23 protein-coding genes are annotated in these 20,276 nt (G+C 35.7%); 13 read left to right on the top strand and 10 right to left on the bottom strand.

Annotated features, from left to right (window positions below):
- Window positions 1-540 carry a hypothetical protein gene (locus ACQ76T_RS09630; RefSeq protein WP_431343091.1) on the bottom strand — a complete coding sequence of 180 codons (540 nt, stop codon included), beginning with the start codon at window positions 538-540 and terminating at the stop codon, window positions 1-3.
- Window positions 541-890: 350 nt separating this feature from the next.
- Between ACQ76T_RS09630 and ACQ76T_RS09625 the strand changes: the two genes are divergently transcribed.
- From ACQ76T_RS09625 to ACQ76T_RS09610, 4 genes are all read left to right on the top strand, one after another.
- The gene (locus tag ACQ76T_RS09625; protein WP_431343090.1) at window positions 891-1,811 is read left to right on the top strand and encodes a tetratricopeptide repeat protein; all 921 of its coding nucleotides are present in this window, start codon (window positions 891-893) and stop codon (window positions 1,809-1,811) included.
- Between the two features lie 96 nt (window positions 1,812-1,907).
- The gene (locus ACQ76T_RS09620) at window positions 1,908-2,303 is read left to right on the top strand and encodes a DUF3997 domain-containing protein (RefSeq protein ID WP_431343089.1); all 396 of its coding nucleotides are present in this window, start codon (window positions 1,908-1,910) and stop codon (window positions 2,301-2,303) included.
- A gap of 62 nt (window positions 2,304-2,365) precedes the next feature.
- On the top strand, window positions 2,366-2,920 hold the full coding sequence (locus ACQ76T_RS09615) for a hypothetical protein (protein WP_431343088.1): 555 nt from the start codon (window positions 2,366-2,368) through the stop codon (window positions 2,918-2,920).
- Window positions 2,921-3,376: a hypothetical protein gene (locus ACQ76T_RS09610; protein WP_431343087.1), complete on the top strand. Its 456-nt coding sequence runs from the start codon at window positions 2,921-2,923 to the stop codon at window positions 3,374-3,376.
- A gap of 139 nt (window positions 3,377-3,515) precedes the next feature.
- Here ACQ76T_RS09610 and tpx read toward each other — a convergent pair whose 3' ends face one another.
- Window positions 3,516-4,085: a thiol peroxidase gene (gene tpx, locus ACQ76T_RS09605; RefSeq protein WP_431343086.1), complete on the bottom strand. Its 570-nt coding sequence runs from the start codon at window positions 4,083-4,085 to the stop codon at window positions 3,516-3,518.
- Between the two features lie 175 nt (window positions 4,086-4,260).
- Between tpx and ACQ76T_RS09600 the strand changes: the two genes are divergently transcribed.
- The 5 genes from ACQ76T_RS09600 (at window position 4,261) to ACQ76T_RS09580 (ending at window position 8,841) form a co-directional block, all read left to right on the top strand.
- Complete coding sequence (locus tag ACQ76T_RS09600) at window positions 4,261-5,889, top strand: NADP-dependent glyceraldehyde-3-phosphate dehydrogenase (protein ID WP_431343085.1); 1,629 nt, start codon at window positions 4,261-4,263, stop codon at window positions 5,887-5,889.
- Between the two features lie 153 nt (window positions 5,890-6,042).
- Window positions 6,043-6,555 (top strand): RNA polymerase sigma factor, encoded by a 513-nt coding sequence (locus ACQ76T_RS09595; RefSeq protein ID WP_431343084.1) that lies wholly within the window; start codon window positions 6,043-6,045, stop codon window positions 6,553-6,555.
- 10 nt (window positions 6,556-6,565) lie between these two features.
- Window positions 6,566-7,381 (top strand): hypothetical protein, encoded by an 816-nt coding sequence (locus ACQ76T_RS09590; protein WP_431343083.1) that lies wholly within the window; start codon window positions 6,566-6,568, stop codon window positions 7,379-7,381.
- 345 nt (window positions 7,382-7,726) lie between these two features.
- Window positions 7,727-8,227, top strand: coding sequence for an RNA polymerase sigma factor (locus ACQ76T_RS09585; protein ID WP_431343082.1), 501 nt, complete (start codon window positions 7,727-7,729; stop codon window positions 8,225-8,227).
- Between the two features lie 23 nt (window positions 8,228-8,250).
- On the top strand, window positions 8,251-8,841 hold the full coding sequence (locus ACQ76T_RS09580; RefSeq protein WP_431343081.1) for a hypothetical protein: 591 nt from the start codon (window positions 8,251-8,253) through the stop codon (window positions 8,839-8,841).
- Between the two features lie 59 nt (window positions 8,842-8,900).
- On the opposite strand, the gene ACQ76T_RS09575 is transcribed toward ACQ76T_RS09580, so the two are convergent.
- Window positions 8,901-10,514 carry a S41 family peptidase gene (locus tag ACQ76T_RS09575; RefSeq protein ID WP_431343080.1) on the bottom strand — a complete coding sequence of 538 codons (1,614 nt, stop codon included), beginning with the start codon at window positions 10,512-10,514 and terminating at the stop codon, window positions 8,901-8,903.
- 247 nt (window positions 10,515-10,761) lie between these two features.
- On the opposite strand from ACQ76T_RS09575, the gene ACQ76T_RS09570 reads away from it, so the two are divergent.
- On the top strand, window positions 10,762-11,859 hold the full coding sequence (locus ACQ76T_RS09570; protein WP_431343079.1) for an MBL fold metallo-hydrolase: 1,098 nt from the start codon (window positions 10,762-10,764) through the stop codon (window positions 11,857-11,859).
- Here ACQ76T_RS09570 and ACQ76T_RS09565 read toward each other — a convergent pair whose 3' ends face one another.
- Window positions 11,860-12,147, bottom strand: a complete 288-nt coding sequence (locus ACQ76T_RS09565) for a GNAT family N-acetyltransferase (RefSeq protein ID WP_422693027.1) — start codon at window positions 12,145-12,147, stop codon at window positions 11,860-11,862.
- Between the two features lie 357 nt (window positions 12,148-12,504).
- Between ACQ76T_RS09565 and ACQ76T_RS09560 the strand changes: the two genes are divergently transcribed.
- The 3 genes from ACQ76T_RS09560 (at window position 12,505) to ACQ76T_RS09550 (ending at window position 15,074) form a co-directional block, all read left to right on the top strand.
- A complete protein-coding gene (locus ACQ76T_RS09560; RefSeq protein WP_431343078.1) occupies window positions 12,505-12,957 on the top strand; it encodes a hypothetical protein in 453 nt (150 codons plus the stop codon).
- Window positions 12,958-13,078: 121 nt separating this feature from the next.
- On the top strand, window positions 13,079-13,984 hold the full coding sequence (locus ACQ76T_RS09555; protein WP_431343077.1) for a helix-turn-helix domain-containing protein: 906 nt from the start codon (window positions 13,079-13,081) through the stop codon (window positions 13,982-13,984).
- 88 nt (window positions 13,985-14,072) lie between these two features.
- Window positions 14,073-15,074, top strand: coding sequence for an aldo/keto reductase (locus ACQ76T_RS09550; RefSeq protein ID WP_431343076.1), 1,002 nt, complete (start codon window positions 14,073-14,075; stop codon window positions 15,072-15,074).
- A gap of 314 nt (window positions 15,075-15,388) precedes the next feature.
- Here ACQ76T_RS09550 and ACQ76T_RS09545 read toward each other — a convergent pair whose 3' ends face one another.
- From ACQ76T_RS09545 to ACQ76T_RS09520, 6 genes are all read right to left on the bottom strand, one after another.
- Window positions 15,389-15,784, bottom strand: a complete 396-nt coding sequence (locus tag ACQ76T_RS09545) for a DoxX family protein (RefSeq protein ID WP_431343075.1) — start codon at window positions 15,782-15,784, stop codon at window positions 15,389-15,391.
- Window positions 15,785-15,818: 34 nt separating this feature from the next.
- On the bottom strand, window positions 15,819-16,595 hold the full coding sequence (locus tag ACQ76T_RS09540) for a DUF1223 domain-containing protein (RefSeq protein ID WP_431343074.1): 777 nt from the start codon (window positions 16,593-16,595) through the stop codon (window positions 15,819-15,821).
- A gap of 245 nt (window positions 16,596-16,840) precedes the next feature.
- The gene (locus tag ACQ76T_RS09535) at window positions 16,841-17,602 is read right to left on the bottom strand and encodes a LytR/AlgR family response regulator transcription factor (protein ID WP_431343073.1); all 762 of its coding nucleotides are present in this window, start codon (window positions 17,600-17,602) and stop codon (window positions 16,841-16,843) included.
- The gene (locus ACQ76T_RS09530; RefSeq protein WP_431343072.1) at window positions 17,583-18,599 is read right to left on the bottom strand and encodes a sensor histidine kinase; all 1,017 of its coding nucleotides are present in this window, start codon (window positions 18,597-18,599) and stop codon (window positions 17,583-17,585) included. Before ACQ76T_RS09530 ends, ACQ76T_RS09535 begins: the two co-directional genes overlap by 20 nt.
- A gap of 140 nt (window positions 18,600-18,739) precedes the next feature.
- Complete coding sequence (locus ACQ76T_RS09525) at window positions 18,740-19,180, bottom strand: hypothetical protein (protein WP_431343071.1); 441 nt, start codon at window positions 19,178-19,180, stop codon at window positions 18,740-18,742.
- Window positions 19,177-20,145 (bottom strand): heme-binding domain-containing protein, encoded by a 969-nt coding sequence (locus ACQ76T_RS09520; RefSeq protein ID WP_431343070.1) that lies wholly within the window; start codon window positions 20,143-20,145, stop codon window positions 19,177-19,179. Before ACQ76T_RS09520 ends, ACQ76T_RS09525 begins: the two co-directional genes overlap by 4 nt.
- Between the last annotated feature and the right edge of the window lie 131 nt (window positions 20,146-20,276).

The raw sequence follows: 20,276 nt of genomic DNA, 5'->3' as shown, positions 1-20,276 counted from the left end.
TTATTTGCTTTTATCTATAAAGGTGAAGTTGTTTACCCGTTTCAATATTGGAAATTCAATGTCATCTACTTTAGTTATTTGATTTTTAGATATTATAAATAACTTAGCTTTATTATTAGTTGTGACATTGTAAAAGTGGTATCTAAATATTAAAAATAAAGGGTTGAAGTATAAGGTTTGTGATAAAAAAGTAAAAATAAAAAGTATTATAAAAACAAAAATTAATGTTTCTTCATTGTTTACACTTAAGGCAACGAAAAAATAACCTAAGTAACTTGGTAAAAATGCATTATTTGCATTTTCTACTTCCAGTATTGATCCTTTACTGATATTAGCTGTACCTAAAAATTTAGAAATAAGTAAGCTTAAATATGTTAGTATAACTGGTGCCAAAAAATAAATAACGTATGATACATAATGAGGTAAGCATTGAAAGTCGTTGCATAAAGAATTTAAAGTGATTTCTTCTTTAATTAAAAAAACTACTATGATTAAGGACGTAGCGTTAAATGTTAGTAAAATTCTATAAGTGAGATTCATGGTCGTTATATATATATCGATGTTTTGTTTCAAAAACGTGTTTATAATATTTTAATATCTCAAAATTAAATAATGATGTTGGATAAAAATTGCGGGTTCCCATAACTCCAAAACTTCCAACCTCAAAACAACCTTACTCAGATGTGAATGAACTGATGAAAGCTGCTAGGCTTTTATTCATTATCTATAATGTAAGGACTCTTAACAATCTACTTTAAAATACTATTTTGCATGTTTGTAATTTCCTAACAAAAATTCTCCAACAAAAATATACAGGTTGGAAGTTCGCAAAGGCGCAAAGATTTTATATTTTTGGGCTTCATATTAACCAAAGAAATACTAATACATCCATGAATAAACTTTTTTTCAGTCTTATTTTTACCATTTTATTTTCAATACCTGCTTTGGCTTGCCTTAATGGAGAACAGATGGTTTTAGCCAATAGCCAAGTATTATACGCTGATCATAAAGGGAATGTTCCGTACGGTCATAGCTTTGGAACAAGAGAACAATTGGATGAGTTTCTTGTGACGCTGGAAAAAGGATACAATACTACTAAAGAATTAGACTACCTGTCGGATAAGGGATTTATTCTGATCGTGTTGGGAAGATACAAAGAAGCGATTCAGCTCTATAAAAAGATAGAATCTATGAAGCCTGGCAGATATTCTACCTATTCTAACATGGGAACAGCTTACGAACTGATAGGGGAGAATACAGAAGCCCTGAAATGGATTGAGAAGGCAGTGAAAATAAATCCTGAATCTCATTTGCGTTCCGAATGGATTCATGTGAATATCCTGAAAGCTAAAATAAAAGGCGACGATTATATTTCTTCTATGCATCTTATCGGAAAAGACTTCGGAAATGAAGAATATCCCAAATCCAATCTAAGTCTGGACGAGCTTGAGACCCTGAGAATGCAGGTGTATTATCAGCTGAACGAAAGAATATCTTTTGTAAAACCTGAAGATAAAATTGTTGCACAGCTTTTATTTGATCTGGGAAACATCGCTTTTTTAATGGATTCTAAGGCAGATGCAGGGAACGATTATCGGTTAGCAGAAGAATACGGGTTTGACAGTTCTCTGATGGAGAAAAGGCTGAAGCTTTGTCCACCTAAAGAGCCTGTAGATGAAGAAGTACTGAATTACGTTCAGGAATCTAAAGGTTTTGACAATATGGAAACACTATTGTCACTTGCTGCCTTACTGCTGTCGGGAATTGTTGTTTTTATTTTCAGAAAGAAAATCCTTTTACTGTTAAAATAGTTTTGAGAGTAAATGAAGAACTATCTTAAAAAAGCTCTTTTGTTGTGTAGTTCGATTTTGCTCTTACTGCTGATAGGTCTTTTCCAAAAAAGGATAATGCCAAGAGCTTTTCCGTTTGCTTTTGGACCGGGAGTACAGGATTTTTCTAAAAGTATGACGGGAGGATATGTGCTTGTCCGAAACTCGGCCCACGAAATATTTATAGCGCCCAGTAATGGCTGGAATAATGAAACGGCCATTATACCTTCAATGGTCATTAAAGTAAATGTATACAATGAATTTATTTTAGCTGAACGTCAGGGATTAAAAAGACGTAGCAAAGACCGTTTGGACACCTACGAAATTCCTGATAAGGATGTAAAGGATTTTTGGATTCTGAATACCGATAAAAACCATGTAATTGGTAGTTTAAATCATCAAGACTTTAAGAGGAAATTAGACTCTCTTCATATTCCTGTTGCGATTGAATTAATTGATATTTATAAATACTAGATTTTAAGATCTGTTTCCAACCTTTTGAATAACCCAGGCATCCTTATTATAAAAGATATTGTATGAAAATTACCATTCCAAAGCCCTGCCATGAAAATTGGGCTGATATGACTCCTGATGAAAAAGGCAGATTTTGTGCAGTTTGCTCCAAAACAGTTCACGATTTTACAGGTTTTTCAGACGAAGAATTAGTAACGCGCTTCAATCCGGAGGAAGGTATATGTGGAAAGTTCCGGGAAGATCAGCTGAACAAAAATCTGAACTTTTCAATAGCCGGAACATTAGCCCTGGGATTGTTGGTGGGCGGAAGTTTCGTGAATACAGTTCACGCCCAGGAAACAAAGCCTCATGAAATAAAAAGTACAAAACCTACTGCAATGATACTCGGGAAACCCTTGGCACTTCCAAAACCCGTAAGAACAGGAGCTCCACTATCACAAAAAACAGCTCCGCCTTTGATTATCATTAATGGCAAAAAAAGCTCAATTGAAGAAATGAAAAAATTACCTCCTGACGATATTGAAAATGTCACTTCTCTTTTACTTGAAGATGCTGTAAAACGATATGGTAAAGATGGGAAAAACGGGGTTCTTATGATCACCACAAAAAGAAAATAATTGAAAAAGTATACAGCACACTATCAGGAAGGAAATATCATACTGGTTTCAGATACCCAAAATGAAATAGGAAGAATAATAGAGACAAGGAAATGGTTGTATTATAAGCATTATATAGTTTTAGATTCTAAAAAATATGATATTAAAAATGTAGGATTTTTGAAGAACGATGCAGAGCTTTTTGATTCCAGTACAGTCGTTTATTTTACAGATCTGGTTAAAGAAAGAATCATTAAATCAGGGCAGGGCGTACGAATTTTCCATTTTAAATTAAAAAAGACAAACCAGCTGATAGAAAAAGGAAAACTATTAATCGAGATACGGGAAGAAAGAAAAGGATATAAACAGTCTGTTTTTTATATTGATGTAGATGAGTCTGTTGATGATTTACTTCTTTTGCTGTTTCTGCATTATTCGACAAAAGAATTTAACTCTCTTGGAGGTGGAGACGATTAAATGTGCTGCTGTAATATGCCTTTTTTACGGGTAAACAGGTTTTTGTACTACTAGAATAGAGAATGCTTTAAATACAACTCTCCGGCGATCTTTGATCGCCGGAGAGTTGTATTATTATATTATTATAAAGCCGAACCGTTTATTTTACAGCGGCAATGGCAGCTTCATAGTTGGGTTCGTTTGAAATATCAGCCACCTGTTCTTCATAAATGATTTTTCCAGAAGGATCTATCACCACAACAGCTCTGCTCAGAAGCCCTTTCATAGGAGAATCTATCATTTCCACTCCATAGTTCCATCCAAAGTCGGAACGGAAATCTGAAAGCATCACAACATTATTAATTCCCTCAGCACCACAGAATCTTTTCTGTGCAAACGGCAAGTCTTTCGAAATACAAAGCACTAATGTATTAGGAAGATTCGCTGCCTGCTCATTGAAATGATGAACAGATGCTGAGCAAACTCCTGTATCTACACTTGGGAAGATATTTAAAATGACATACCTTCCTTTGTAAGAATCCAAAGTCTGATCATTCATATTAACATCGGTAAGGGTAAACTTGGGAGCTGGTTTGTTGATAGCCGGTAAGTGGGAATAAGTACGTACAGGTTCTCCTTTCATCAAAACAGTATTGGGGGCTTTGGTATTTTGGGCGAAACTCATCGCAGAAAAGAATAATAGAGTACTGAAAACGAATTTTGAAAACATGAAATTTATTTTTTAAGCTAAATTATTCTTTTTTTAGGAGGTAACGTTAATTTTAATTTAAATAGAGTAAATCTATTAGCAGGTTATTTTTTGCAAAGAATTTTACCTCTACCTTTATATTGTTAAACCTCCGACATCAGGAGTATTATAATCACATTAAAAAATAGAAAGACGTATGAATTCAGAAAAGACAGCATCATTCCAAGATATTTTTAAAAACGAAAACGATATTCCGGAAGAATATAAAGTTCCGGTAATTCACCAGAAAACCTATCTTTTGAATGGTGAACTTGTAGAGTGGAAGGGAGAAGTTACCCATATTTATTCTCCGGTATGCATTCCTACAGAAAACGGTTTAGAAAGGAAACTATTGGGAAGTATCCCGAATATAGGCCCGGAAGAAGCAATGGAAGTGCTGGAAGCCTGTGTAAAAGCATATGATAACGGGCTGGGAGAGTGGCCTACCATGTCTGTAGAAGGAAGAATCAAATGTATGCAGAAGTTTGTATACCTGATGATTCAGCAGCGTGATCTGATCATTAAATTATTAATGTGGGAGATCGGCAAAACACTGGCAGACTCTACCAAAGAATTTGACCGTACCGTAGATTATATCAACCAGACCATTGATGCTTTGAAGGATCTCGACAGAGAATCTTCACGCTTTCAGCAGGCAGAAGGTACCATTGCTCAAATCAGAAGAGCGCCATTGGGAGTGGTGCTAAGTATGGGACCGTTCAATTATCCTTTGAACGAGATTTTTACCACCCTGATTCCTGCTTTGATTATGGGGAATACGATTCTGTTTAAACTTCCGAAACATGGAGTGCTTGCCCATTATCCTTTATTGAATGCCTTTAAAGAAGCTTTCCCGAAAGGAACAGTGAATACCTTGTACGGAAAAGGATCTGAAATTATTACACCGATCATGGAAAGCGGAAAAGTGAATGTTCTTGCTTTTATCGGATCGAGTAAAGTAGCCAATGGTTTGAAGAAGCTGCATCCGAAAGTGAACCGTTTAAGAGCAATCTTGAGCCTGGATGCTAAAAATGCCGCGATTGTGACTAAGAATGCAAATCTTGACGTAGCAGTAAGCGAATGTATTTTAGGAGCACTTTCTTTCAACGGACAACGTTGCACAGCTTTGAAACTGATCTTTGTACAGAAAGAGGTGGCAGCAGAGTTTACCAAAAAACTAAGTGAGGCGGTTTCTGCTCTAAAACCGGGACTACCTTGGGAAAAAGAGGTAAAAGTAACACCGCTTCCGGAGGTGAACAAACCTCCTTATCTGAAAGAGTGTATTGATGATGCACTGCTTAAAGGAGCCACTGTTTTAAATGAAAACGGAGGATATACGGAAGAGTCTTTTGTATTTCCGGCGGTAGTATATCCTGTAAACAGTGATATGAAGCTGTATCATGAAGAACAGTTCGGGCCGGTGATTCCAGTGGTTCCGTTCGAAGATATTGAAGAACCGATAGAATATCAGGTGAATGCTTCTCATGGGATGCAGGTAAGTATTTTCAGTGAAGATCCTCATGAAGTGGCCCAGCTGATAGATCCTTTTGTGAATCTTGTAAGCCGCGTGAATATTAACTGCCAGGCACAACGCGGACCGGATGTATTTCCGTTTACGGGGAGAAAAGACAGTGCGGAAGGAACGCTTTCTGTATTTGATGCGCTTCGTTCGTTCTCGATAAGATCTTTGGTAGCCGCCAAACTGACGGATTCTAACAAGGCATTATTGAATACAATAGTAAGAGAACACGATTCGAACTTTTTAAGTACAGACTATATTTTTTAGTAATTATTTTCAAATCTATTTAACATAAAATAAAATCCTCAATAAACAGTAGTGTTTTTTGAGGATTTTTTTAACTTGATGCCGGGAAATAAGTTTTGTGTTATAATGAGGGTAATATCTTTTTTTGATAGTATCCAATGATTTGTCTGTGCTATGTCTTCACGGGAAAAAGAATTTTTAGAGAAAATTGAAAAGCACAAAGGTGTTGTTTTCAAGATCTCTAAAATGTATATGGATAATAAGGACGATCAGAATGACCTCTATCAGGAGATCATTTACCAGGCCTGGAAATCATATGGTGATTTTCAGAAGAGGAGTGATTTCTCGACTTGGTTGTACAGAACTGCGCTCAATACTGCAATTGTTTTTCTCCGAAGTGAAAAAAAACGTAGTTTTATCCAGAATCAGGATATCGATGGGCTGCGTACTCCCCAGGAACCTTACAATGATACCGATGACCGGAATATGAAGCTGATGTACGAAGCGATTCATCAGTTGAGTCCTATCGATAAGGCACTTATTTTTTTCTTTCTGGAGGATTTTTCAGGAAAAGAGATTGCTCAACAGCTTGGAATAACGGAAGTGAATGCGAGGGTAAAGCTTAAAAGGGCCAAAGAAAAATTGAAAGATATTATTGCAAAACAGCAAAGGGCAGGTTCAAATTAAAAAACAAACCATGAAACTAGACAACTTTAAAGAACTTTGGAACAAAGATACAGGGCAGGAACCTCCTGAAATTTCTCTTGAAAAACAGCAGGAGATTCATTCTCCACTGCAAATGCTGAAAATTAATATGAAAACTGAGTTTTGGCTGATGGTTATTACGCTGCCCATGCTTTTGATCGGTTTTCCGTTTGCTTCGGGTGATTCTAATATTAAGATCATTTCTATATTTGTAACGGTTCTCACGCTTGCTTTCATGATGTATTTCTACTCCAGATTCCGTAAGCTTTATAAACTGCTTCGGAAGAACAGTATGAATACAAATTATGATCTTTTTAATCTTAAAACACAGCTTCTTGTATCTAAAGAAATCTACATCTCCTACTATATTGTCTATATTCCTTTGGGATTTCTTTTATCTCTGATCAAAATCAACTTTCATTTTGAAATGGAATATAACCTGGCGATTTTCGGAATCAGCCTTTTGATTACGGTTCTTTTAATCGCTTTTATGATAAAATATTGGGTCTACTATATGTACGGCAGATATATTGATCATGTTGTGCAACTGGTAGACGAACTTAATAGGGTAGACGTGAAACCTCAGAAAGAAAAGAAAAAAAGCTGGTTTGAACGGTCCCAAAAGTTTTTTATGAAGAGAATGGGAATTAAAGGAAATATCCTGAATACGGTCATCTGGTTTGTATCTGTTTATATTTTTATCATTGTATTTCTAACCCTGGTACTTTTGATTGTTATTATTATCGGAGCCAAGATGGATTGTATAGACCTCAGAAGTTTGCAGAGAGCTTTGGATAGATTGAATTAAAGCTTCTTCCTCATTTCGCTAAAAAGCAAATCTTTTTCAATAAGAATTGAAAAAAGCTGACAGTAGAAATATTGTCATTTTTTTTTGGAAAAAATATGTAACATTTTTGCTTTTTTCCTACTAACTGTGAAATAATTAATGAATTATAAGCTGATTTATGGTATTATTTGCCATACTTAGAGCTGAAGATAAAATCCTAAAAATTATTTCGTACAATACTATCCTAGGAAAATAGTAGCAGTTAAAAAACACAATGAGAGCCTGACAGTATTTTCTGTTGGGTTTTTTTGTATCTATATGTAACATTTTTTCTGAATGAAAACTAACTCTGCAGAGTAACAAGTTATGACCTCATTAGAACAAGAGTTTATAAGTAAGATAGAAAAGCATAAAGGAATCATTTTTAAGATTTCTAAAATGTACATGACTGAAAAAGACGACCGTAATGATCTTTTTCAGGAAATTACCTATCAGCTATGGAAAGCATATCCGAGCTTTAGAGGAGAAAGCGAATTTTCAACCTGGTTATACAGAATTGCTTTAAATACGGCTATTATCTTCCTCAGAACTGAAAAGAGGAGAAGTTTTATTGCGAATGAAGATTTCTCCAACCAAATCATAGCCCAAGAAGAGTATAATGATGCTAAAGAAGAAAAACTGTCTGAAATGTATACCGCCATTCATCTGCTCAATCCTATCGATAAAGCTTTCATATTCTATTATCTGGAAGATTTCTCAGGAAAGCAAATTGCCCAGGAAATGGGAATTTCCGAAGGTAATGTCAGGGTAAAAATGAACCGCGCAAAAAATAAACTGAAAGATATCTTAAGTCAAAATAAAAAATAGTACAATATTAAATCTGCAATCCCATGAATATCGATGAATTGAAAAATACCTGGAATGAAGATAGGACGGAAGAAACCCCGGAAATAAGTATCGAGCAACGAAATAAAATTAACCTTCCTCTGGAAAAGATGCGCAAAAATATGCGGAAAGAATTCTGGGGGATAATAGTCACTTTTATTTTTGCTTTTTTAGTGTGCTCTATGTGTGAACCTTTTAAACTTCAACTGTATATCACCGTTTTGATTGCTTCCATGCTTATTGTTACGGTGTTCTTTTTCAGTAAGTTTTTTAAAATTTACAATGAGATCAGCAATCCTGTACTGCAGACATACGATTCTCTGAGAGATCTTGTGATGCAGCTTACTCTTAATAAACAGTATTACCTTTCGTATTATATCAGCTTCGCTCCATTTCTGGTTTGTGAAATCCTGATCGTACTCGAGTTTATCCCCTGGCCTAAACCTTTGAGCGAAGTAAAGATTGCCACCATATTAATAAGCACTGTGATAGGAGGATTGTTTTTGCTTTACATAGTCGGTAAGTTTTGGTTTCAACATTACTATGGAAGATATATAAAACATATTGAAAGTCTTTTGGAAGATTTGAAAAGATAACGATCGACTCGGCGGGCTGAAAGCCCGCCGAGTCGATATTCTACCCTTAAAAAATAATATTATTTCTTTTTTTCTTTGGCAATTTCGCTCTTTATCCAATCCAGTTGAGGATCTTTTTTATCAATGATATCCTGCATGGTTTCTTTCACTACAACGTCAGGAAGAACTCCTTTTTTGGAATCTGTAAAATCAATATTAGGCTGTACAAGAAGAAGCCCTATTGGAAATTTGATTTCTGAGTTGGGAAGTTTCTGAAAAGAGTAAAAACCCGCCACTGTTCCGTCGTTGGCTCCACCCGTTTCTTCTCCCACAAGAGTTGCTCTCTTATCATTTTTAAGCTTTGAAGTAATGATAGAAGATGCAGAGAAGCTTCCTCCGTTAATCAATACAAAAACTTTTCCATGAAAGGCTTCCTTATTGGGTTTTGTAGGTTTGTCGGCTTTCATTTTATAGAATATCTTTCCGTCTTTTTTATAAGTACTGAAAGCCTGTCCAAAAAAGTAGCTTGGATAGGTAATGCTTTTATAAGCATATTCCAAAGGAGAACTTTTTCTGAAGTAATTGGTTCTCAACGGAGTGGTTCGGGACGTTACCTGAGATGGTTTTATCAAAGTAAAAGGCTGATCCGTTAAATAAGAATACAGGTTGTTGATCTCATAAAGGGAACCTCCGTAATTATTTCTTACATCGATGATGAGGTATTCTGAATTGGCATTTTTAATCTGTGAAAAAGTCTTTTTATAGAACTTATCAGAATACTCTCTTGAAAAACTTCTTACTTTGATATAAGCTATGGAACTGTCTTTATCAAGAAATCTGAAGCTTCGGTTATAAGAATTGCTGGAAGCCACATAATCGTTGAGTTTCTTTTCCTGAGTTCTTTTTTGCATTTCCTTATCCTTTTCAAGATCCGTATCAGACTTGGACTCTCTGCTTAGATTATACGTGTGCTTTTGTCCTTTATATAAGGTTTCAAGGGTTGCTTTGGTGGAAAGCCCATGCTCTGCCGTATAAAAGTTAAAGAAAAGGTCTTTTAAAAAATAAGACTGAAATGTTGTATTATAACCATCACTGCTAATCAGGCTTCTGTATTTTTTTATGTAGTCTGAAACTGGAATAGTATTAATGGATAAAATTTCTGTACCGGGCTGTATATTTTCAATAGAATCCCGATTTTGAGTAATAAACATTTTGTCTCCTTCTATATAATACTCAAAACGGCTGAACAATCCTTTCTGATGTTCAAACTTTTTAATTTCACTTTTCGTAAACTTCTTTCTGGGAATTCTTAATGAGAGGTGCCCTTCGCGGATTCCGGCAATGACAGGTTGAAATTTAAAATAAAACTGAAGTGGAGTAAGAGGTTCTGTGATGGTTTTCTTAAGGCTGTCAAATTTAAGATCCAATTCCTTCTTGGGAATGTACCAGTACAGTTGAGGATGCATCTGCTGCAATTTAGCATACGCATAATCTACATCTTCTCTAAGTTTCTCGGGGGGAATACATGAAGCCCGCTGCTCGTTATGTCTTCTGATAGAAGCACAGGACGTAAGAATAGCGAGTAGAAATATTATCGAATAATTTTTCAATGTATTTTGAGTTTTTAAGCTGCTAAAATAGAAAGATTTAAGATAATGATCATCTAAATGAATAATAAATTTTCCGAAAAACATACTAAATTTAGTTAAAAAGCTGTAAACTAACCATTCCAGTTTTTGAACTGGTTTTAGCTTTGCCTAATAATTGTATTTTTACCCTGAAAAGTTACAACGTTTATAAAGCAGATATATTGCTGTTATTTCCAATACCTGCCGTTTGACGTTGAATACTCCCCTGTATGATTCTTTTTTACGTAAAAAAGTAAAACAGTCTTTTCATTTAAAAACAAAAGTCAATACATTTGATACTTATTTTTTGCAGATGGTTTATTGGATTCTTACAAGTATCGTTGTACTTACTGTTTCGTTTTTTATGATCATCAATATGAAGGTATTTGGTGCGGTTCCTAAAGGAAAAAGGCTGAAACGTATCAAACAGTCTAAGCTGTATAAAAAAAGGCAGTTTCAAAATCTCAGCTATACTCCTTCCATTACCGAAGGGTATAAAATGTCAAAAGTTACCTATGATTTCTTTTTAGGTAAAAAAGATCCGTTGCTGAAACCACTGAAGCCCATCCCGTCTGTTTATACCCATTTGAAAAACATTGATAAAAATACAGATGTATTTATATGGTTGGGACATTCTTCCTATTATCTTCAAACCGATGGTGTTTCATTTCTGATTGATCCGGTTCTCAGTAGGTATGGTTCTCCTTTTAAATATTTTAATAAAGCATTTAAAGGATCCGATATCTATACACCTGAAGATATTCCCGGTTTGGATTATTTAGTGATTACCCATGATCATTTTGACCATCTGGATTATCCTACAGTGAGATCAATCAAAGACCGTACAGGTAAAGTGATTCTTCCTTTGGGAGTGGGTGCGCATTTTGAACGGTGGGGATACGAGGAAACACAGCTTATTGAAGAAGAATGGGGAACAGAAGTGGAACTAAAGAATGATATAAAACTGGCATTTACTCCTGCAAGACATTTTTCAGGCAGGAGGATAAAGCAGAATGATACCCTTTGGTCTTCTTATGTTCTCATCACTCCTACAAAAAAGATCTTTTTGGGCGGAGACAGTGGTTATGATTCTCATTTTAAAATGATTGGTGATAAATATGGGCCTTTCGATTATGCTATTCTTGAAAACGGACAATACGGAGAAGCATGGAGATATATCCATACTCTTCCTGAAGAGGTGATTCACGCAGCAATCGATATTAAGGCTAATCGTATTATCCCTGTTCATGCGACAAAGTTTGCCTTGGCCCTTCATCCATGGAATGAGCCTTTGCAGAAGATTACCCGTTTGGGAAAAGAAAAGGGCTTAGATATTCTTACTCCGAAGATTGGAGAAATGTTAGATCTTAACCTGCCGGATCAGCAGTTTGCGGTCTGGTGGGAAGACTGATCAGGCATGCCAGATGTCTTTATATCTTCTTGGATGATTTTCAAACTGTTGTCTTACAAAATCACATTCCGGGTCTACAAGAAGATCTTTTTCTTCTGCATAACGAACCAATTCATCAAGGAGTAACTTGGCATATCCTTTTCCTTCACGTTCTTCTTCAAGCTTGGTATAGTATACAATCAGCAGTCTTCCATCAACCTCTATGGACATATATCCTGCTTTCTTTCCGTCTATAAGTAGCTGCAATTCATCTTGATATGGAGATACTTTAAATATTATATTTTCCATAATTTCTGAAATTTGGTTGATTAAAAAATGAATCCGAGAACTTCTGAAAAACATTCTCTTCCTTAAAATTACAAAATAAATTCATATGAAATAACAGTTTTTAGAAATCTTAACGAATTTTATAATGATAATAAATTAGGATTAGGAATTAAGAATTTTCTTTGAATTACCATAGGTTTTAATATGCTTTTAATGAATAAGCCCCAACTCCTTCATCTTTCCAGAAGACTCTCTGTGAGGATTACTCTAAATATAATCAGTTATTTATGATTTTATTTGACAGGCCTTCTATTTTTAATTTCAGAATTGGCACTTTAATTGACTATATCATTATGTTTAATTTAAAAGAGGAATGAAATGAAAAAGTTGTTACTAACCGCATTGTTGATTGGGACATTCAGCATGAGTTATGCCCAGTCGGATTATTATAGTGATTACAGAAGGAGTATTTCGGATGTTAACTGGCAGACCGTAGTTGCCGATCTGCTGCTTTCTACCACACAGGCCAATCAGATACATGCATTAAATGACAGATACCGCGATTATAATTCATGGAACAGAGTATATGTCGTAGATCCGGGAAGATGGAGAGGAGACCGTTATAATGAACTGGAAAGAATTCTGGGAAGAGAAAAATATGTCATATTTAAGAAAAGATATTATAGAGGCCAAAATCCCGTTATCGTCTATGGAAGAAATAAAAATGACTATAAGCGATACCGTAAAGACCAACAGAAATACTATAAAGAGAAAGCGAAGTATTACAAAAAACAGAATAAGCATCATCATGGCCATGATGATTGGCATTAAGTATTAATCAATTATATATTCACTTGTAATGACTGACACACATGTTGGTCATTTTTTGTTTTCATTTTTAGTATTTAAGTTTTTTGTTTATTAATTTGTTTGATTTTTATAATTTTGATCTATGGAATATAATGAATCGTTAGCAAGCTTCTATGAACGAAATGCTTCCACTCTGGGAAATCCCTCTCTCGGGGTGAATAAGATTGGGCATTTCAATGTTTTTTCAAGAGAATACTGTTCACCAATGACGCCTTACAGCAGGAGAGATTATTATAAAATATCACTGATTGTAGGAAAAGGAAAACTTCATTATGCCGATAAGTGGATCAAAGTAGACCGACCTGCATTGCTGTTTTCAAATCCTATCGTTCCTTATTCCTGGGAAGCGGATGATGAAGATCAGAAAGGGTGGTTTTGCCTTTTTACAGAACAGTTTTTGCAGAACGGCAACCGCTTGGGAAGCCTACAGGATTCACCACTTTTTAAAATTGGCGGAACACCCGTTTTCTTTGTAGATGAAGACCAGCAGAAGACACTTGCAGATATTTATACTAAAATGATGACTGAGATACAATCAGATTACATCCACAAGTATGATATGCTCAGAGCCTATCTTCACCTGATGATTCATGAAACCATGAGAATGCAGCCCGCAGAAAGTTTTGAACCTTATCAGAATGCTTCACAAAAAGTAGCCTCACTATTTATGGAACTGCTAGAAAGACAGTTTCCGATTGATAGTCCTGAAGCCTTTCTGAAATTGAAAACACCTAATGATTATGCGAAAAGCCTTTCTATACACGTTAATTCTCTAAACCGTTCGGTGAAAGAGATGACAGGAAAGACTACCAGCCAGCAGATTACGGGACGAATTATTCAGGAAGCTCATGCCTTGTTAAAACATACCGATTGGAATATTGCAGAAATTGCCTACGGATTAGGATTTGAAGAACCTTCCTATTTTACCAATTATTTTAAGAAACAGACAGGATTGACTCCAAATGCAGTCAGAGTGAATGTTGTTTGAATTTTATAATTCTTAGTTTGAATTCTATATCGATGGTTCTTTATTCATGATCTAATTTTGTCTTATTAAAATTTAAATCAAAACCATCATGAAATTTAAAAAATTAGGAAACACAGAAGAACAGTTATCAGCAATTGGTTTAGGATGCATGGGAATGAGCTTTGCTTATGGCCCTACAGATGAACAGGAAAGCATCAATACTTTACACAGAGCTTTAGACTTAGGAATTAACTTTTGGGATACAGCTGATATGTATGCCAATGGCGAAAATGAAAAGTTGATCTCTAAAGTGTTGGTTCCGAACAGAGAAAAGATTTTTATTGCCACTAAATTCGGATTCAGATTTAAAGACGGCCAAGCTGGTCACAGCGGAGCTCCGGGAACGTATTTTGACGGTTCACCGGAATGGATCAGAAAAGCTGTTGATTTAAGCCTTCAAAGACTGAAAATTGATACTATCGACCTTTATTACGCACACAGAGTAGACCCAAATGTTCCTGTAGAAGAGACGGTAGGAGCAATGGCGGAATTGGTAAAGGAAGGAAAAGTAAAATATCTCGGACTTTCTGAAGCTTCGGCCGAATCTATTAAAAAGGCTAATAAAATTCATCCTATTACAGCTTTGCAGTCAGAATATTCTATTCTGACAAAAGATGTTGAAAAAGAAATTTTGCCAACTATTAGAGAACTGGGAATTTCATTGGTTCCTTATTCTCCGCTTGCGAGAGGTCTTTTTGCGAACATCACCGAAGTGCAGAATCTTGGAGATGATGATTTCAGAAAATCATTACCGCGATATCAACAGGAATACCTTGAAAATAATACCAAACTGGCAAACGAGATCAATGAATTTGCTGCTTCAAAAGGCGTAAAAGGAACTCAGCTGGCTCTGGCTTGGGTTCTGAACCAAGGAGATGATATCATCCCAATTCCCGGAACTAAACGAATCAAATATTTGGAGGAAAATGTGGAGGCAGTCAATATCGATCTGTCTCAATCAGATCTAGATACCATTGATGCTATTCTGAAAAAATACCCGAATGTAGGAGAAAGATATAGTGAAGGATCTATGAAATTGGTCAATAACTAAAAAATTAATAACAGCATTAGACTGAGTTCCTTGTACAGATGAGGAACTCAGTTTTTTTGTGAAAAATAATAAAAACATTACATTATGAACTGAAGGGAATTATTAAGAAACGGTTTATTAGCCGGTGGTTTAAGCATCATCCCTTTTTTCATTGTATGAGTTGGTTCCAGGCCTGTTTCGGGAAAATTAAGTGAATATTTATCTGGACGTTATGAATTAGAAAAAGAGAGAGAAATAGCTTTTCAATGATAAACAACAAACCCTCCCGGGCAACGAGAGGATCTGTTTCAAACATAAGAAAATTTTGAGTTGTATTAATAAGTTTCTCCAAAAATCAATTCAGGAGAATAAAGTTTTCTGAACATGATATAGGTTACCAAAAGTACAGAGAATGCGATCACTGCATCTAAGGTGGTTGAAATCCCCAATACCGCAACTTTTGAAAAGAAAGCAAAAGTAACGTCGAAGAACATTCCTGCAAATACCCATTCTTTAAGCCTCAGTAATCTGTTAGGAAGAAGAAGGACCAGAACTCCCAGTACTTTAAAAACACCCAATATATAGATAAAATGAGGTGGGTAACCGAGTTGTAAAGTAATATCCCAAACTACCGGGGATTTTATCAGTTCAAAGATACCGCTTGCTGCGAACCATAATGACATAAAGATGGCTCCAGACCAATAAATGATTTTTGTTGTTTTAGTAGTCATAATTATAGTATTTAAAAAGTTATTATTTTGATTATTAATTGAATGTTGTTTTCTTAACTCCGGAAATAGTTCCTGTTTTAGTATTTTGAATAAAAGCAATCACTTCCCAGTTTTTTGGAGAAAAATGATCCGGAAGATTAAATGTGGTAATGCCTTTTGGTTGCTTAGTCAAAGAAATTTCATTTTGCTTATGAACAATTTGCCAATGCTGTAAATGGCGGCCTTCATTTTCTCCTTTTTTCACCTCTGTAGAAGACTGTTTCTCAATAAGATTGACAAGCATGACATTCTTTTTGTCGGTGGTGCTGGCAGCATATTGTACATTAATTTTATTTTGAGAAACTTCTGCAGAAAGTTCAATGTCTGTGTTTTTTGAAGTGAGAAACGCTTTTTCTATAGCATTTTCCACCGCATCCTGATCAGAACCTACAAATTCGGTTTTACCGTTTACTACTAACTGAGGAGTATAAACCTGTGATTGCAGAGCCTGGCTATATTCCTGTTGCCGATGGGAGTTTTCTGGAGTACTGAAACGGTCCTTCCATCCTAGACGATTCCAGTAGTCAACATGATAGGAGAGAATGTACACCGGTTTGTCCTGATATTCTTTCCCGATTTTTCCCATCAGTTCATCCGCAGGCGGACAACTGGAGCAACCTTCTGAAGTAAAAAGTTCCAGTATAGCAAAATTGTTATTTCCTGCCACTTGAACATGCTCGGTTTTCTGTATTTTATCTTTTTGTACAAATGCGAAAGTGGCGAATAATAAAAAGGTGAAAATACTTACTGCGATTAAGTTTTTTAGTATCATATCTTTGATTTTGATTCAAAAGTAGGCAGTCTGTACTCTCCAGAGAATAAGAAACCGGGCTAAGCGGACAAATTGAAAGGTGAACCCGGAAATAGTAGAGGGAAATATTTTTGAGAAAAATAAAAAAGAGATTAAAACCTGAATATATTCTGAGTGCAGAGCAATAAAAGAAACCCTGATCACATGATCAGGGTTATTATATAGCTTAGTAGAGATGGGCTCTTTACATCTTTAATGGCCTTTTATTATCGGTCTTCCAACCAGGTAAAAAAGCTGTGTGTTTTTTCTTTATTGATCAAAAGCTTCTCTGGAGTTTCAATTACCAGTTTTACCAGGATTTTGCGCTGGAAATAATGTTCCATTTCTTTAATGGCTTTAAAATTAACAAGATACTGTCTGTTGACTCTGAAAAACTGCTTGTCAGAAACCTGTTCTGCGATCTGACCGAGAGGAGGAGTGAGCTGAAACTGTTCTTTCGAAAAAGTAACCAGATGGGTAATTTCATTATGAATATAAAAATACGCAATATCTTCAACAGGAATCGTGGTATACTTTTGATTTTTAAAGACCAGAAAGTTGCTTTTTCCTTCTGGCTGACTGATTTTTTGGATGAGAGATTCCAGATCGGGAAGTTCATTCTTTTGAAAGAATTTTTTTAACTCATCCACTTTTTTTAAAGCTTCTTCGATATCCTGTCGGGAAAATGGCTTCAAAACATAATCCACTCCCTTGCTTTTAAAAGCATCCAGCATATACTGATCAAAAGCAGTACAGAAAACTACCGGACAGGTAATTTCCACGGTTTTAAAAATCTCGAATGAAAGTCCGTCGGAAAGCTGGATATCCATAAAGATAAGATCCGGTTTTACGTCTTGAGATAAGGCTTCAATACTGCTTTCAATACTGTCGTAAGTTCCGAGAATCTTTGAATCGGGTCTAAGGTCTGATATTAAACTCTGAAGAGCTTTTGCTGCTCTGAATTCGTCTTCAATGATGATGATATTCATGGATTAATGGTAGTTTTATCTGAAAAATTTCTTCGTCTGAATAAATGGTAATATTCTGTTCCAGAAGATGTTTGTAACGCATCCTGATATTGTCAAGACCTACTCCAAGAGAGTCTTCTGTAAAAGCTTTACGCTGTACTGGGTTTTCAATGACAATTTGATCAGAAGTATTGTAAATTTTAATATGCAAAGGTTTACTTTGCGAAACGATATTATGCTTGATGCAATTTTCAACCAAAAGCTGAAGCGTAAAAGGTGGAATGAGGGTTTGGGTTATTTTTTCTTCAAGATCGTTTGTGAATGTAATTCCTTCACCAAATCTTGCTTTTTGAAGAAAAAGATAAGCCCCGACTATTTTCATTTCTTCCTGTACACTGATGAGGTCCAGCTTCCGGCTTTCAAGAGTAAATCTGTAAAAATCAGACAGTTTTATGATGAAGTCAACCGTTTCTTCATCATTTGTTTCAGCCATGAGCTTTAAGGTATTCAAACTGTTGAAAAGAAAATGTGGATTGATCTGGTTCTTCAGCAATTCGTACTGAGCCCCGATATTATCACTTTTTACTTTTTCAAGTTCCAGCTGTATCTGCTGACCGGTATAATTATTCTGCAGCAATGTTAAGAACATATAGCACACCAGATTGATCAAAATTCCTCTTACTTCCACCATCAGCATTACCGGACCAAAGTTGATATGAGAAAGAATCAGTTGTTGCAGCCACGCGAGCCCAAACATAATAACCATTCCGAAAGCCAGGATAATAAGCAGTCTCGAATAGGAGATATGCTGTGTGCGTTTTCCGGCATAGCGGTTCAACATATAAATATTGGCGTACCACATAATAACTGAAAATGCAGCGGTTATTGCAGAATTGACAACAGCTTCTTTCCAGTTAAAGGCATGAGAGGCAAGCTGAGGTACAGAAGATAAGATTCCGAGGAAAACAGAACTTATCCATATAATGGCTTGCGAAATTTGTATTTTTTGCTGCTCCATAGAACTGCGGATTTTCAAATGTTAAATGTATGATTTTTATTGAATATTTTACTAAATAAGTTGATGGATACTGAATTTAAGCGATTTTTGAATGTGAATAAATTCATAGGTAATAAGCAACCGCTGGGGTTGTCTTATCATCAAGGTCTGCTCACGGGGTGATAGCTCATGAAATACTGTATTCTTTCTTCTTTGTCAGGAATCGTATTTTTTGCATCATCCTCTATCTTATAACTGGTATTCCCTTTATCATCAGTCTGAATGGTTTCAACGCTTACCAGTTCGCCCGTAATTTTTCCCCCAAAATATTGTGGATTGTCGTGATATCGCCAGGTAACCAGTTTCATAAGCGTTCCTTCTTTCGGCTTTCCGGTTTCTTTTGATAAAGATTCCACTGCTTTTTCGTTACCGTATAAAGCAGACATCGTTTGCTTTTTAGGATGTAAAGACGTGGAAATAAATTTCAGATTTCCGGGGTCAAAAACGACTCTTACCAGTTCCTGATCTTGATGATTATTTTCTTTATTGCAGGAAATCAGTGAAATAAGACCTGCCAATAATATCATTACTGTATTTTTCATTTTTGTTGTAGATTTTTAATAAGTCTTTGTGTATTTACTTTCATAGGTACGTCAAAAAGATAGCCTGTATTTTCTGCAAGCTGTCTGTGGCAGGCTATGCATGATTCTTTAGCAAACGAAGCTGTTTTTCCGGTAGGATGCAGTTCTTTTCCTGAAAATTTAGCAAATCCCCATCCTTCGGTATCTGTATATTTTTTTGAATCTTTTACCATAAACTGAGCATTTACAAATTCTCCCGCTCTGATCTCTCCATTGGGAAGTTCCTGTTGTTTCCAGACCGATTTTACGATAATACTTCCATCAGGCCATGGGTGAAAGTTTTCAGTTTCAACGGCTTTTACGGCAATATCATTTCCATATATAACCCGGATTGAGTTATCGAAAAGAGTACTCATACTGATCACTTTCCAGTTTTTAAATTCATCCGTATATTTTACGCCATTGGGTGAAACAGGCATTTGAGGTAAGGAAGTTTCAATAACAGGGTCAATATTTTTAGGTTTTGGTGAAGGTTTTAGACTGGCTAAGGAAAGGGTATATTTTTTAATGACTTCAATGTCTTTGGATGTTATTTTAGCAGATGGATGGAGAAGAGTGTATTCATGTAGAGGCATTTTCCCACTCTGCATCATATTGAGAATGGCATACATTTTTCCCTGATGTTCTCCTGGTGAATATTTTTCCCATTCTGAAAAATTGAGAACTTCTCTGGCTCTTTTTATATCTTTATTCACAGCCCAGGAAACAGGCGCAATCTTATCATACCAACTTAGATTCTGCTGATTGGAATGACAGCTGAAGCATGAGTTTTCCAGAATAGCAATAACTTCTTTAGGAGCATCAATTTTCTTGGTAACAGGTTTCCCTTCCAAAGGTTTGCTGAATAGTTGCAGACCTCCAAAAATTCCGAGGATTGCTAAAAAGCCAATAGCAATAGGATTTCTTTTTTTCTTTACAGGATCCATAATGTACTTGTTTTATTTTTCTGGATCAAAAGTAGAAGGATAACGGCTGTCTTGAAATGTAAAACAGGCTGATCCGGACAAATTGAAAGGCGAACTGGTAATTTACCGGAGGGAAAATGCAAAAAAATCCC

It is taken from the genome of Chryseobacterium sp. JK1 (genome assembly GCF_050632815.1).
Classification (GTDB): domain Bacteria; phylum Bacteroidota; class Bacteroidia; order Flavobacteriales; family Weeksellaceae; genus Chryseobacterium.
Note: the sequence above shows the minus strand (reverse complement) of the source record. Positions and strands in the feature narration are given on the sequence as shown.